Consider the following 14,947-nt stretch of genomic DNA (forward strand, 5'->3'; position numbering starts at 1 on the left):
TACGATATCAGTATTAGGATCTTCCTCACCTGCCTGCTCGAACTGTACGGGTCGGGTGGTGTCACGCGATTTGATCCAGTCATATCCGGCAAGGAAATTTTCGCCGTTGCCACACTCGTTTCCGAGTGACCAGATGATGACGCTCGGATGATTCTTGTCACGCTCCACGAGCATCTTTTCACGGTCAAGGATCGCATTCTTCCATTCAGGCAATCGCGCGGGATGTGTCTTGGGATTCGTGCGTCGGATCGGAGCAGAACCCATACCATGTATTTCTATGTTCGCCTCATCTACAATATAGAGTCCATACTGATCACACAGATCATACCACATCGGAGTCTGAGGATAGTGACTTGTGCGGACAGCATTGATGTTGTGGCGTTTCATTGTACGTATATCTTTAAGCATGGTCTCACGATCGACCGTATGTCCATTCACCGGATGATGCTCATGAAGATTCACGCCGTGGACTTCTATGGCCTTGCCGTTGACGAGAAGCTGACCGTCACGTATCTCGACTGTACGGAAACCCACTCGTGAACCAGTCGATTCAATTACATTTCCTTTTGCATCTGTCAATGTGATGACCATATTATAGAGATAAGGGGTCTCCGCACTCCAAGGATGGACTTCCTTAACGATATCCGACATCAAAATCGTCGTTTCAGAATCACCGCCGAGTGTCACTTTCTCCTCCTTTCGGAGCACTCTTACGCCATCGGTATCATAGAGACATACATCCAGTTTACCACGCATAGCGTCCGGAGAGTAATTACGGACGGAAGTTGCAAGCTGAAACTCACCGTTAGAATAGTTCTTATCCAGCAATGCCTTGACAAAGAAATCGGCTATACGCACCCGCGCGGTCGAATAGACATAGACGTCGCGCTCTATTCCTGACAACCGCCAGAAATCCTGATCCTCAAGATAAGATCCGTCAGTCCAGCGATACACTTCACAGGCAATCTCATTCTCACCTTTATGCGTATAAGGGGTGATGTCAAACTCGGCCGGATTTTTTGTGCTCTGCACGTAACCAACCTTATTGCCGTTTACCCAGACATACATGCCGGCAGTCGATCCTCCGAAATGGAGGAAGATTTTACGACCGTCCCAATCCGCAGGGATCGAGAACTTTCGTTTGTAGCTTCCAACCGGGTTATCACCGTGTGGGATATGTGGAGGATCCGTAGGGAACGGATATTTGATATTCGAGTAGATCGGCACTCCGTAACCCTTCATTTCCCAATTGGATGGAACATCTATTTCATCCCAATCCGAGATGTCATAATTATCCTTATAGAAATTCTCCGGCCGGTCATCGGGTCGCGGCGAGAATTTGAATTTCCACTTTCCATTGAGCGAAATGACGAATGGCGATGACAAATAGTCATCTGTCAAGGCCATCTGCCGATCCGGGTAAGGATACGCCGTCGAACGTGGAGTCAATCGGCCTTCAGCGAAAACGCCCGGATTTTTCCAGTCAGTTGACGATTGCCCCATCATCGGGAAAGTCATGGTAAGTCCGACAAACGCAGTAATGATTGATTTAAGGGTCATAGAGAATTTTATAAAATCAAGTTTCAATGATGGACAGGAAGATGTGTTAAAACAACCGATTTAATTTTGACACACCTTCTCTTTAACAAAGCTTAGTGACCGGCAACTTATCACTATTTCCCGATCATATCAAGAAATTCATTTTCATCAATTACCGGGACACCGAGTGAACGAGCCTTTTCAAGTTTTGCGGGCCCCATGTTCTCGCCGGCGAGGACAAATGATGTCTTTTTAGATATCGAACCGGAATTCTTTCCGCCATTCTTTTCAATCATCTCCTTGTATTCCTCGCGTGAATGCTTGGCAAACACACCGCTGATCACGATTGTCTTACCTGAAAGCAGGTCTGTGCGGTCCGACTTATCCTCATCCGGAATCGCCATCTGGACACCGGCTTCGCGAAGACGACTGACAATCTCCTTATTGGAGGGCACACAGAAATACTCGATGATAGCATCGGCTATCTTCGGACCTATATCTTCGATAGCTATAAGATTGTCGCGGCTCATAGAGACAAGCGTATCCATATCCCCTACTCCGCGGGCAAGCTTACGTGCAACGGTCTCACCGACAAATGGAATGGAAAGTGAATAGACAACTCGGTCAAACGGGACGGCCTTCGACGCCTCGACACCTTCGAGAATGCGCTGGGCTGTGCGCGGACCGACTCTTTCAAGTGCTTCAAGATCCGCAGTCTGAAGGATATAGAAATCCGCAATATTCCTCACCAGACCGGCATCATAGAGAAGAGCCGCATTCTCTTCACCGACACCGTTGATATCCATTGCATGACGGCCGACGAAATGCTCAAGACGGCCGATGATCTGCGGCCGACAACCATATTTATTGGGACACTGCCATGCAGCCTCGCCCGGAACGCGTATGAGCGGCGTACCGCAATCGGGACAATGGGTGACAAACTTCACCGGCTCCGCCCCTTGCTCCCGTGCGGCTTCATCCACTCCTGTAATCTTAGGGATGATCTCTCCTCCCTTCTCCACATAGAGCATATCATGCTCATGAATACCGAGAGTCTTTACAATATCCTCATTGTGAAGCGACGCACGTTTGACAATCGTTCCAGAAAGTAAAACTGGTTCGAGATTGGCTACCGGGGTGACAATACCCATACGTCCGACCTCAAACGAGACGAAACGTAGGCGCGTAAGCGCGCGCTCAGCCGCAAACTTATAGGCGATTGCCCATCGGGGTGACTTCGATGTGTAACCGAGATTGAGTTGCTGACGCAGATTGTTGACCTTGAACACGAGACCGTCCGTGGCCACCGGGAGTTCCTTGCGTTCAACATCAAGTCTTCTGATAAAATCATCAACTTCCGCAATGTCATTCATCAGCGTCATGAGAGGGCTCACCTTGAATCCCCACTTACGAGCCATGAGCATATTGTCATAATGATTATCGCACGGGAGTTCATCAGCAAGCAGATAGTAGAAATAAGCATCAAGCCCACGCCGCGAAACTTCTGCAGTGTTCTGCATTTTAAGCGTACCGGCCGCAGCGTTACGCGGATTGGCAAACAGTGGTTCTTCATTAAACGCTCTCTCCTCGTTGAGACGGTCAAATGCTTTCCACGGAAGTACTATCTCACCCCTGATCTCAAACACCTCCGGATATCCCTCGCCGTGAAGAACAAGAGGGATACTTCGGATAGTCTTGATATTCTCGGTGACATCATCACCCTTCTCGCCGTCACCGCGTGTGACTGCGCGGACGAGACGACCATGTTCATAAATCAGCGATATGCTCGTACCGTCAAACTTCATCTCACCGACAATAGGTATGGATTTCAGTCCGTCGGCGTTGCCCAGCAGCTCGTTACACCTGCGCACCCAGTCATCCACCTCTTCCACGCTGTAGGTATTGCTCAATGAGAGCATGGGTCTTTCGTGAGCCACCTGTTCGAATCCTTTGGTTATATCCGAGCCCACACGATGAGTCGGTGAGAACGGATCATCCAGTTCAGGATTTTCCTTCTCAAGCCGTTCAAGCTCCTTCATCAGCATATCATATTCATAATCGCTGATAGTCGGATGGTTATCTACATAGTAAGCATGATTGTGACTGTTAAGCTCATCACGGAGCTGCTGTATGCGTTGTGCTGGTGAGGACATTGGTTTGAAACGATCTCTATTTTACTGTTAATACTCAATTTTGTTGACAGAAACACCGTCTCTATATTGAAAAATCGCGTTTACAGACGGACTTCTGAAATTTCATGGGTCATCAACCCATGTTCAGCCCTAAAAGTTGACCGATACAAAGATAAATATTATTTTAATTCCGCGAGCATCCCTCCTCCATTTTTCAAATGAACCGATACTATTATCCACCCTAAAATTCCGCTCTTATAATGGATAATGATTATCTTTGCAATCGTAATCATTCATATAGGAATCTATTTAGCAAACAAAAGAAAATAAAAACAAAAAAATCACCCTAAAATTTGGCATTCCTGAAATAAGGTAGTACCTTTGTAACATCATAAGTGCCAGCATCTGCACAAGCAGCAGACTTGCACTCTAAAATGGAAGCAGGAGAATGCCGACGGGTATTCTCCTTTTTATTTATGAAAACAGCGACCACAATAGCAGAACAGATTGCCCAGCTTGAACAAAGGGGCATGGTGATAACAGACAAGGCTAAAGCCGAGGAAGTGCTAGCTGATATAGGATATTATCGTTTGGGATTCTATTGGTTTCCTTTCGAGAATAAATATCCGAACAAGCACAACAGGGATCACATATTTTCCTCCGGCACAACCTTTGAAGATGCGCTTTCACTTTACTATTTCGACCATGATCTTAGAGGAATCCTCACAATATATCTCCATAGGATTGAAATTCATCTGCGCACTACCCTGATTTATATTGTCTCAAATTATTATAAAAGTAATCCCACATGGTTTGCCGATAGAAGGATAGTAGCTGCTGACTTTTTAAGGATGTTACCCGGATTGTACAGCGATATTCGAAAGAATGATGCGATCAAGCATCACCATCATAAGTATCGTAACGACATTTACGCCCCGGCATGGAAAACGCTTGAGTATATGACTTTCGGAAGTATTCTTTATCTGATCGAAAGCCTGAAACACGTGGATCTGCAACAGGAAATAGCATTATCGATGGGCATATCCAATCTAAAAGTATTTCATTCTCAAATGCAGACATTACGCGTTATTCGTAACGTCTGTGCACATGGACATAACCTATTCGATCTGAAACTGGCACAATCTATAAAGCCCGGTAAAATAAAAGGCATGGAAAAAGGCCAACGAAATTCTTTGGCAGGTGGACTGATGGTCATTGCCTCCATACTTAGCAGTATCTCCAGCAACAGACAGCATGAATTTATTGACCGGGTAAACGGACTACTGGATAATGCAAATCATCAACCAATAGGACGCTTCATATCCCATATTACACCACTTTCTCATTAGATAATTCCTCCCTTCAATATGGATATGGAAGATTTTGCAATTAATACACCTGACTTCATGCAGGAACGATGATGCATCGAACGTCGAGCAGGAGAATCACGGAATTGAATGTGTGATTTGTTACTTAATTTGGACGAGTAACAAAGTAGTAACACAAAGATAATACCCTCATATCATTTACACAACATGCCACAATCAGCCTACATAAACACACAAAAGTAACCCCGCCATACCATTATGTAATAGGCATGACGGGGAAATGCGGACAGAATGTTACTGTACGAATCTGTTAAAATATGCTTAAAATTCGCTCGTGAAATGGAACTTGATCTTGGGGAAGTCATTCTGAGCCATCTGCAGGACGTAGTTTGAGTCGGCGAGGAATACGTCACGACCTTCGCGGTCAACAGCCATGAACTGGAACTTACGCTTCTTGAAGGCAGCGAGTGCTTCGGGATCGTCACTTTCAATCCAGCATGCCTTGTAGAGCGAGATTGGTTCCCAACGGCACTGCGCTCCGTATTCATGAAGCAGACGATACTGGATTACTTCAAACTGGAGCTGGCCGACAGTTCCGATGATCTTACGGCCATTGAACTGGTTAACAAATAGCTGTGCCACACCCTCGTCCATCAGTTGCTGGATACCCTTGTCAAGCTGCTTAGCTTTCATGGGATCGCTGTTCTCGATATATTTGAACATCTCCGGCGAAAAACTCGGCAGACCCTTGAAGTGGAGAGTCTCACCCGAAGTCAGAGTGTCGCCGATTTTGAAATTACCAGTATCGGGAATACCTACGATATCACCGGGATAAGCCTCATCGACAATATTTTTCTTCTGCGCCATAAATGCCGTCGGGGCTGCAAATTTCATTGTCTTACCGGAACGGACATGGCGATATGGCGCATTACGTTCAAATTTACCCGAACAAACTTTCACAAAGGCTATACATGAACGATGGTTGGGATCCATATTGGCATGAATCTTGAACACGAAGCCTGAGAAACCCTCCTCATCAGGCTTGATTTCGCGTTCCTCCGCATTGGTTGGTTTAGGCGCAGGAGCTATCTTCACGAAACAGTCAAGAAGCTCTTTGACACCGAACGTATTCAAAGCCGAACCGAAGAACACAGGAGCAACCTTACCCTCCAGATACTCCTCTACGTTGAATTCGGGATAGACACCCTCAATCAGTTCAAGATCCTCACGCAATTTCGCAGCATCGGTCTCCCCTACATTCTCATCAATGCGCGGATCATCGACAGAATCAATTTCGACGCGCTCGCTCACTCGCTGCTTGTCAGGAGTGAAGAGGTCGAGAGAATGTTCGAAGATATTATAGACTCCCTTGAATTTAGCACCTATATTTATAGGCCATGACAGGGGACGCACCTTAATTTTAAGCTCGCTTTCAAGCTCGTCAAGAATGTCGAACGGATCACGACCCTCACGGTCAAGCTTATTTACAAAGATAATTACAGGGGTGTTGCGCATACGGCAGACCTCCATGAGCTTGCGAGTCTGCTGCTCGACACCTTTCGCCACATCGACGACGATTATTACACTATCCACAGCTGTCAGAGTCCTGTAAGTATCCTCCGCAAAGTCTTGGTGACCGGGGGTGTCGAGAATATTTATCTTATAATCCCCGTAATTAAATCCCATCACGGAGGTCGCCACCGAGATGCCGCGCTGTTTCTCAATCTCCATCCAGTCGGAAGTAGCGGTTTTCTTAATCTTGTTTGACTTCACTGCACCCGCCACATGGATCGCACCACCGAAAAGCAGGAGTTTTTCGGTCAGAGTGGTCTTACCGGCATCAGGGTGTGAGATGATCGCAAATGTGCGCCGACGCGCTATTTCTTCTTTTAAAGCCATGGCTGCTTATTGTTGTTTTCGTAAATGATAGGATGGATTTTCACTAAACGGCTACAAAATTACGGAAAATTTGCGAATTTCTCTCTACTACGCAGTCATATTATGGAATTGAGACTTATCTGACGGTATGATATATGGACAGAGCCGATGGGATGATTCATCGGCTCTGTCTGAATGCATTACTTATAACAGCCCCGGAGATCAGTCCCTCCGGAAGATGTCACGCGTATAGACCTTGTCAGCGACATCATCAAGAATCGCATCATAGCGGTTTGCGATGATGGCATCTGAAAGGCTCTTGAACTCGGAGAGGTCGTTGACGATCCTTGAGCCGAAGAATGTTGATCCATTCTCAAGAGTCGGTTCATATATTATCACCTGTGCGCCTTTTGCCTTGATACGCTTCATGACACCCTGAATGGACGACTGACGGAAATTATCGGAATTTGATTTCATGGTCAGACGATAGACTCCGATCGTACACGGTTTTTCCTCCCGGCCGGAATAAGAATTAGTGTCCGAATAGCCATACCATCCTGCCAACCGTAACACCTGATCGGCAATGAAATCCTTTCGGGTACGGTTGCTTTCGACTATTGCCGACATCATGTTCTGCGGAACGGAGGCATAATTGGCGAGCAGCTGCTTCGTGTCCTTCGGGAGACAGTAACCTCCGTAACCGAAGGAAGGATTGTTGTAGTGAGAGCCTATACGCGGATCAAGTCCTATCCCCTCTATGATCGCCTTGGAGTCAAGCCCTTTAACCTCAGCGTAGGTGTCAAGTTCATTGAAATAGCTCACTCGGAGAGCGAGATAAGTGTTGGCAAACAACTTCACCGCCTCGGCTTCCTTCATCCCCATGAAGAGAGTCGGGATATCCTCCTTTATAGCTCCCTGCTGAAGCAAAGACGCAAATGTGCGTGCCGCCTCCTCAAGCTTCGGGATATCGGCAATGCGACTGATGATTTCATTCTCATCCTTAAACCGCGGATCAGCGATGAGTTTGGGAGTACCGACTATAATACGTGACGGATACAGATTATCATAAAGAGCCTTTGACTCCCGCAGGAATTCAGGAGAGAAGATAAGATTGAAACGCTCTACGCCCTTTGCCGCATATTTCAGATAAAGTGAACGACAATACCCCACCGGTATCGTGGATTTGATTACCATTACTGCTTCGGGGTTGACCTTCAGCACAAGATCTATCACATCCTCAAGATGATGAGTGTCGAAATAATTCGTCACAGGATCATAGTTGGTCGGAGCAGCTATGATCACAAAATCAGCGTCACGATAAGCAGCCTCACCGTCAAGTGTGGCAGTAAGGTCAAGATCCTTTTCAGCAAGATACTTCTCGATATACTCATCCTGTATCGGAGAGATACGTCGGTTTATCTTCTCGACCTTTTCAGGCACGACATCCACAGCCACAACATGATTGTGCTGCGCAAGGAGCGTCGCTATCGACAAGCCCACATATCCCGTCCCGGCAACGGCTATATTATATTTTTTCATTATATCAATGATTCCTATAAATTATAAAATTCCCTGAACCACGCTACAGTCCGGTCAATACCTACCTGAAGTGGGGTATTGGGCTTGAAACCGGTTGCCGAGGCAAGTGCCGAAGAGTCAGCATACGTCTGATAGACATCTCCCTGTTGCATAGGCAGAAAATCCTTTTTCGCTTCACGACCGGCCGCATTCTCAATACACTTAATGTAGTCCATCAAACGCGTCGGCTGTGAATTACCGATATTATAGATCCGATATGGTGCAGACGAGGATGCAGGATCAGGATCAGTGCTGTCCCAATCAGGATTGCCTTCGGGAATAACTGACGTTATCCGGACAATACCTTCAACGATATCGTCAATATACGTGAAATCACGCCACATATCACCGTTGTTGAATACTTTTATTGAACGGTCATGGAGGATCGCATCAATGAACAAGAACGGTGACATATCCGGGCGCCCCCACGGTCCATAAACCGTAAAGAAACGCAAGCCAGTAGTCGGTATTCCATAAAGTTGCGAATAGGAATGAGCCATAAGCTCATTGGATTTTTTCGTTGCAGCATAAAGCGAAACCGGATGTGCTATACCATCATGCTCCGAGAAGGGTATTTTTCCATTCAGGCCATATACGCTTGAAGAAGAAGCATAGACAAGATGTCCCACATTATTATCGCGGCAACCTTCAAGTATGTTTATAAAACCGTCGATGTTACTCTCTATATATGCACGCGGATTTGTGATAGAATATCTCACGCCTGCTTGCGCACCGAGGTTGACAACTGCGTCAAAATGTCCATTTGCAAAAAGCATTTTCATCGCATTTGTATCCTCAAGATTCATACGTATGAAACGGTAATTCTCACCATAAACTGTTGATTCCGTAAACTTGTACCATTTCTCCGCTTCTTCCTTTGAGATACCTGCCTCTGCAAGACGAGCGAATTTCAGTTCCGGATCATAATAAAAATTGATGTTGTCGAGACCTGTCACTTTATCGCCGCGCTCGGCAAAGCGGCGTACAACGTATGAACCAATAAAACCGGCAGCTCCGGTTACAAGTATATTCATGTCAGATAATTTATAACGAATTACAACCTTTATTTAACGATCAACTGAAACGTTCCTGAGCCTCCTTGTAGGAATCAAGTGATCCGATGTCAAAACGTCCTGCAGGCATCGGCCATGCATGGAGGATCGAGACCTCTGCAAGATAGTGAGCAAGATTACCGGGCGCATCATATCCGCATCCATGCGACAGACATTCACGGATGAGGGGCATATCCTTACGCGAATATATATAGAACGGAGGGACTGCCCAGTTTGAGACAGGCTTTTCGGGCTTCTCCTGCATCTCCAGCACTTTCATATCATCGTCAACGGCTATAACACCTGTACGCTGAAGGCGACGAAGTTCAGGTTCATGGTGACACATTATTACCGAAGTGCCTTTATCGCGGAAAAATTCAATGAATCCACTCAGTGAGAATTCGAGGATATTATCCGCGGCGAGAACCATTATATCGTCATCCACGTTGCACTGTTCAATCGCAAGAAGCAGATCGCGCACAGCACCGAGACGTGTCTCGTTGGATTCCGTACCGTCATCAATTATCGTCACAGGTTTGGTATATGACATGTTTTTAAGCCATTCCTCAAATATGGGAGCAAACTTATGGTTTGTAACGATTATATGGGAATCTATCTCCGGAAGAGGATCGATATCGTCAAGCATACGTTCGAGAATGCTACGATCCCCGACTTTCAGCAGGGGTTTGGGAAAGTTCTCTGTAAGCGGGTATAGACGGGTAGCATAGCCCGCTGCGATTACTATATTTTTCATGCTTTATATTTATTTTCTTTCAAAGGAAATCAACTCCATTCGCCGGATCACAGAAGAAGATCTCGAAAGAGTCTTTGTACTGGGGATATTTTTTCAGGTATTTCTCACTCACAACCTCACGGATCGCGTCAAGCTTCTCGGGATCGACAAGTGCTATGCAAGCCCCTTTGAAACCGGCACCGCTGAAGCGGCCTCCGAAGATACCGTCTGTCCCCTTCATTATCTCATATAGCTCGATCAGTTCCGGGGAGCCACATTCATAATTATTCATAGAGCTCTCGCAACTCTCGAACACGAGCTTTCCGAATTTTTCGATGTCGCCTTCCTCCCAAGCCACAACACCGTCACGGACACGGTCACACTCGGTGAAGAAATGGCGTGCGCGTCTGGCAAAACGAACCGGCATACGATCAGCATATTTTTCAAGATGCTCCTCTGGCACATCACGTAAACGAGTGTCTGAAAATTCCTGAAGATGCTCATCCTCATAAGCCTGCATTATCCAAGCGGCTGTCTTACATTCAGCCACACGCAAGTTATAGTCTGTACCGGTCAGTTTACGCGTAACCCCGGAGAAAAATATACCAAGTTTGAATGGTAGCGGTTTCGGGTTGTCACCACCGAACGGAACAAGGCGATATTCACTGGTTTTCGTATCAAGATAGAGCAGTTTATCAGCCTCGCAGAGCACTACACATGCCTGATCAAGTATGCCGTTATTGAGACCGACATACATCCTCTCGGCAATCGAGGCATAATCGATCACCTGCTGACGGGTAAGTCCGATATTATTGACCTTATCAATCGCCATAACAAAACCGCACAGCAAAGCGGCTGAGGACGACAGGCCACCGATCGGCATAGATCCTTTCACTATACCCCTAATACCCTTTTCAAGATGAAAATCCTGTTGAAGTGCCCAGACTGCACCACGAAGATAATCACCCCAGTTGCCCTGCTTTTCATCAACCGGCCGCTGAACATTAAATGTCATCAATCCCTCAAACGAGAGCGAAGCCATCTCAACCTTCCCTGAATCAGTCGCCGAGAAAAGGAATTCAATTCCTGAATTGAATGCAAAGCCTGACACAAGGCCATGCTGATGATCGACATGTGCTCCCAGGGGACAGATACGATAAGGAGAGAACAGTTGATATAGCGCATCACCCTTGCCAAAGAATGTACGGTACGCTTGGTGTAGTGAGGTCATAAAGCCCAAGATTTAGATATTTCGCATATTATCAATTCACTTTAAAGACACACAATATATTTACCATCCTGATATATTTTACCATACTGCATTTCAAGATCAAACCTTAAAAACATCAATCAATTGGTCTATCAACAAAATGATGATTTCAATATCTCATGTGCATTACATACAGATTCCTTAAATCTGACATATAATTACAGCAAAATTACATATTTTTTTTTATATTAAAATGGTTCATACCTTTTTTATTCAATTCTCCCCACCAAAGTTTCCAATAAGAAGCGTAACGCCTGTTTCCTCACACCTCCTCGGAAGCATGTAAGGAAAAGAGCAATGAGATAAAGGCTGTCCCAGTACTAATCGACAAAATCGACATAACTTTCTGAAATACAAATATAAAAATTCACCCGATTCGTACTAAACCGAGTAAGGGTGATTATGTTGTTATTTTAAGTTTAAATGAAAGAACCGTGAATCCACCCGCTAACTAATAACCGCTTCAAGTACATCCGCATCATCAGGCAAGAACAGCATTAATCAGAAAACAAGCAGTCGGTATGCTGCCTGAGCTTGGCTTTTGCTGACGAAATTGAAATGCCACCATTCGGTGCGCAGTGGTTTGAAACCGGCGGCAGTCATCACACGGCGGAGCAACAGACGGTTCTGACGCTCTGTTTCGGATATGATCCCGTCGCGGACCATACTTTCCTCCTGATCAATATTGGCCTCCTTCCCAAGATGATCAACCGGCGTACCCATCGGAAGCTCATTACCGCGCTCATCAACAATGGTTATATCGACTGCCAGTCCATAGTTGTGCAATCCCCCGCCCTTTGCCGGATTAGCCACATAGTTAGCTTTGGGTGTCCCCTTCACGGCGTCAAACATCCTACGCTGCACGCTCATAGGACGCGCAGCATCCTTGATAAGAAGATTGTAGGCAGGATAGAGCCTATGTAATTCTTCAGAAGCCTTGATGACCGCTCTTGCAGCATCGGGATGAAGATATGCGTCGGTCACATCATCATAAAGTTGCACACCGGTGAAATTATCATCACCCGCATACATCAGCCTCACAGCTATGGTTGTGTCGGCCTTGTTGACCGCCACAAATCCGGCTTCAGCAAGCTGCGAGTCAAGACTGCGGGCATTGATATCTTCACAAAAGTTCATAGTGGACAGGAGTAGTAGCGTTATACTCGTTATGATGGATTTCATTTTACAAAATTATGAAAATTCCTTAAATTTATAGGTGATTTTCATATAAAACACTACATTTGCCATTGATTTTACAAACTGTCTCTCCACCATAATTATATATAGGCAAATGTCCCGTTTAAAAAACGCCATCATATTTCTTGTCATCACGCTTCTTACGTCCATCACCGTAATGGCTCAAATCAACACCGAGCAGGTGCTCAGAATCGGAGCTAACACGCACTATTTCGAGGACTATGTGCTGTCCATCCAGTATTTCAATCAGGTCATAAGTGTCAATCCCCGTCTTGCCAAACCCTACTTCTACCGTGCGATAGCCAAACTTAATCTTGATGACTTTCCCGGTGCGGAAGAGGATGCGACGCTTGCCATCGAACGTAATCCGTTCATTGTCGATGCCTATGAGGTCCGCGGAGTTGCCCGTCAGAATCAGGGACGGCATCGGGAAGCTATCGAGGACTATAACCGTGTGCTCGATATGCACCCTGAGACCCAAAGCGTACTCTATAACAAGGCGATAGCCCAAAGTATCATCAAAGACTTCGACGGAGCTGAAAAAACACTTGAGACACTGATCAGAAGATATCCCCGTTATGAAGGAGGCTACCTTGGCCGTGCGCGTGTCCGACTTGAAGCAAAGGACACTGTAGGTGCGAAAAGTGACATAGACAAAGCCCTGTCCATCAACTCATCGGCCATAAACGGCTATCTCCTGCGCGCCGACATGGCCATCCACTCTGGACAGGACTATAAAAGCGCGCTTGACGACATGAACATGGCCATCAAACTCAGTCCCGACTATGCCGGCTATTATATCAACCGTGCATTTCTGCGCTATGCCACCGATGATTTCTACGGCGCATTCGAGGACTATGATCACGCTCTGAAACTTGATCCGACCAATTCGACTGCCCTTTTCAACCGCGGTCTCCTCCGAACCGAAGTCCATGACATCAACAAAGCCATCGATGATTTCACGAGTGTGATCAACCTTAATCCGGATGACTACAAGACACTCTACAACCGCTCGATGCTCCTCGCGGAGACCGGAGATTTCAACGGCGCGATAGCCGATATCGACAGGGTCCTCGAAGCATATCCCGATTTTGCCGCCGCCTACTTTCTGCGTTACGACATCCTTCGTCGCAAAGGCGATCTTCGTGCAGCCGAGAAGGATTACAACAAGTCTCTCGCCCTTGCAAAAACCAATGTTCCGGTTGAACCGGATAAACAATTCGCCTCGCCCGACAATGAAACCACCGGCGAGGATGGTGAACCTGTGATTACCGAAAGTCAGGAACAGGTCAAGAAACGTTTCTCCTCACTTGCTACGGTGTCAGCCCATGCCGACACCGATCAGGGAGGGCTCGCTACAATCCGCGGACGCGTGCAGGATCAGGATCTACGCGTGGAACTCGAACCTATATTCATGGTGACTTACTACACCTCGCCGACTGAAATAAAACTCAACAGTGAATATATCCGCGAAGTCAACGATATAAATTCCACCGGTCTGCTCCGCTTCGGTCTGCAGGTTACAAACCATGAATCACAGCTACGCGGACCCGAAATCGAACGGACCCATCGTTCTTCAATTGAATTTTACGACTCTTACATAGCCAACCACGCGCCACGCGCCATTGACTATTTCGGACGGGCGATGGATCTCTACACTATCGGTGACTACTCTCATGCGCTTGAGGATCTTGACAAAGCCATCAGTCTTACCCCGGATTTTGCCCTTGCCTACTTATTGAGGTCACAGATTCACTACCTCCAGAAACATGCCGGCAAAAAAGACGGCAAAGTCCCCGTCTTACTCGCTGCAGAAGAGAGTTCCGACATTCTCGATGATCTTGAGACCACGCTCCGCCTATCACCCTTCATGCCTCTCGCCTACTACAACAAGGGGGTAATCCTCGCAGAAAGCGGTAAACTTGAGGAGGCTCTTGAAGCATTCACGCGCGCTTTGGAACTAAAACCGGATTTCGGCGAAGCGTATTACAACCGTGGCTACGTCTATCTGACGATGGGCGACCGCGACAAAGCTTTCCCCGATCTCAGCCGTGCGGGAGAATTCGGCATAGTCTCATCATATTCTCTCCTGAAAAGGATGGCAGCCGGACGATGACAACGTACGATTTTGACAGTCTATGATATCAAAATCGTACACAATCCTAATCAATCTGTTATCTTGCTGCGGGTTTTGATAGCCTATTGATGAATTTTTCGGATTATTATCGTAATTTTGCGAA

The 14,947-nt window shown here is 46.4% G+C and carries 10 protein-coding genes; 2 read left to right on the forward strand and 8 right to left on the reverse strand.

All coding sequences use genetic code 11. The annotated features are described in order from the left end of the window. Both K2G41_RS01220 and ligA read right to left on the reverse strand, forming a co-directional pair. Nucleotides 1-1,560: glycoside hydrolase family 2 TIM barrel-domain containing protein (locus tag K2G41_RS01220; RefSeq protein ID WP_300113269.1), on the reverse strand; the 1,560-nt coding region annotated here is incomplete at its 3' end. A 113-nt stretch (nt 1,561-1,673) separates the two neighbouring features. Next, nucleotides 1,674-3,692, reverse strand: coding sequence for an NAD-dependent DNA ligase LigA (gene ligA, locus K2G41_RS01225; RefSeq protein WP_300113271.1), 2,019 nt, complete (start codon nt 3,690-3,692; stop codon nt 1,674-1,676). A gap of 413 nt (nt 3,693-4,105) precedes the next feature. Between ligA and K2G41_RS01230 the strand changes: the two genes are divergently transcribed. Continuing rightward, the gene (locus tag K2G41_RS01230; protein ID WP_300113274.1) at nt 4,106-5,020 is read left to right on the forward strand and encodes an Abi family protein; all 915 of its coding nucleotides are present in this window, start codon (nt 4,106-4,108) and stop codon (nt 5,018-5,020) included. A gap of 300 nt (nt 5,021-5,320) precedes the next feature. Here K2G41_RS01230 and K2G41_RS01235 read toward each other — a convergent pair whose 3' ends face one another. From K2G41_RS01235 to K2G41_RS01260, 6 genes are all read right to left on the reverse strand, one after another. After that, nucleotides 5,321-6,898, reverse strand: a complete 1,578-nt coding sequence (locus K2G41_RS01235) for a peptide chain release factor 3 (RefSeq protein ID WP_300113277.1) — start codon at nt 6,896-6,898, stop codon at nt 5,321-5,323. Between the two features lie 201 nt (nt 6,899-7,099). Next, nucleotides 7,100-8,416, reverse strand: coding sequence for a UDP binding domain-containing protein (locus tag K2G41_RS01240; RefSeq protein ID WP_300113280.1), 1,317 nt, complete (start codon nt 8,414-8,416; stop codon nt 7,100-7,102). Nucleotides 8,417-8,430: 14 nt separating this feature from the next. Beyond that, a complete protein-coding gene (locus K2G41_RS01245; RefSeq protein ID WP_300113284.1) occupies nt 8,431-9,489 on the reverse strand; it encodes an NAD-dependent epimerase in 1,059 nt (352 codons plus the stop codon). 40 nt (nt 9,490-9,529) lie between these two features. Then, nucleotides 9,530-10,261, reverse strand: coding sequence for a nucleotidyltransferase family protein (locus tag K2G41_RS01250; RefSeq protein WP_300113286.1), 732 nt, complete (start codon nt 10,259-10,261; stop codon nt 9,530-9,532). Between the two features lie 19 nt (nt 10,262-10,280). Beyond that, nucleotides 10,281-11,471 (reverse strand): galactokinase family protein, encoded by a 1,191-nt coding sequence (locus K2G41_RS01255; protein WP_300113289.1) that lies wholly within the window; start codon nt 11,469-11,471, stop codon nt 10,281-10,283. A 540-nt stretch (nt 11,472-12,011) separates the two neighbouring features. Then, a complete protein-coding gene (locus K2G41_RS01260) occupies nt 12,012-12,692 on the reverse strand; it encodes a M15 family metallopeptidase (protein ID WP_300113292.1) in 681 nt (226 codons plus the stop codon). A 109-nt stretch (nt 12,693-12,801) separates the two neighbouring features. Here K2G41_RS01260 and K2G41_RS01265 point away from each other — a divergent pair, with 109 nt between their 5' ends. Then, nucleotides 12,802-14,823 carry a tetratricopeptide repeat protein gene (locus tag K2G41_RS01265; RefSeq protein WP_300113294.1) on the forward strand — a complete coding sequence of 674 codons (2,022 nt, stop codon included), beginning with the start codon at nt 12,802-12,804 and terminating at the stop codon, nt 14,821-14,823. Nucleotides 14,824-14,947: the final 124 nt, after the last annotated feature.

This window comes from Duncaniella sp. (assembly GCF_029056165.1).
Lineage (GTDB): Bacteria > Bacteroidota > Bacteroidia > Bacteroidales > Muribaculaceae > Duncaniella.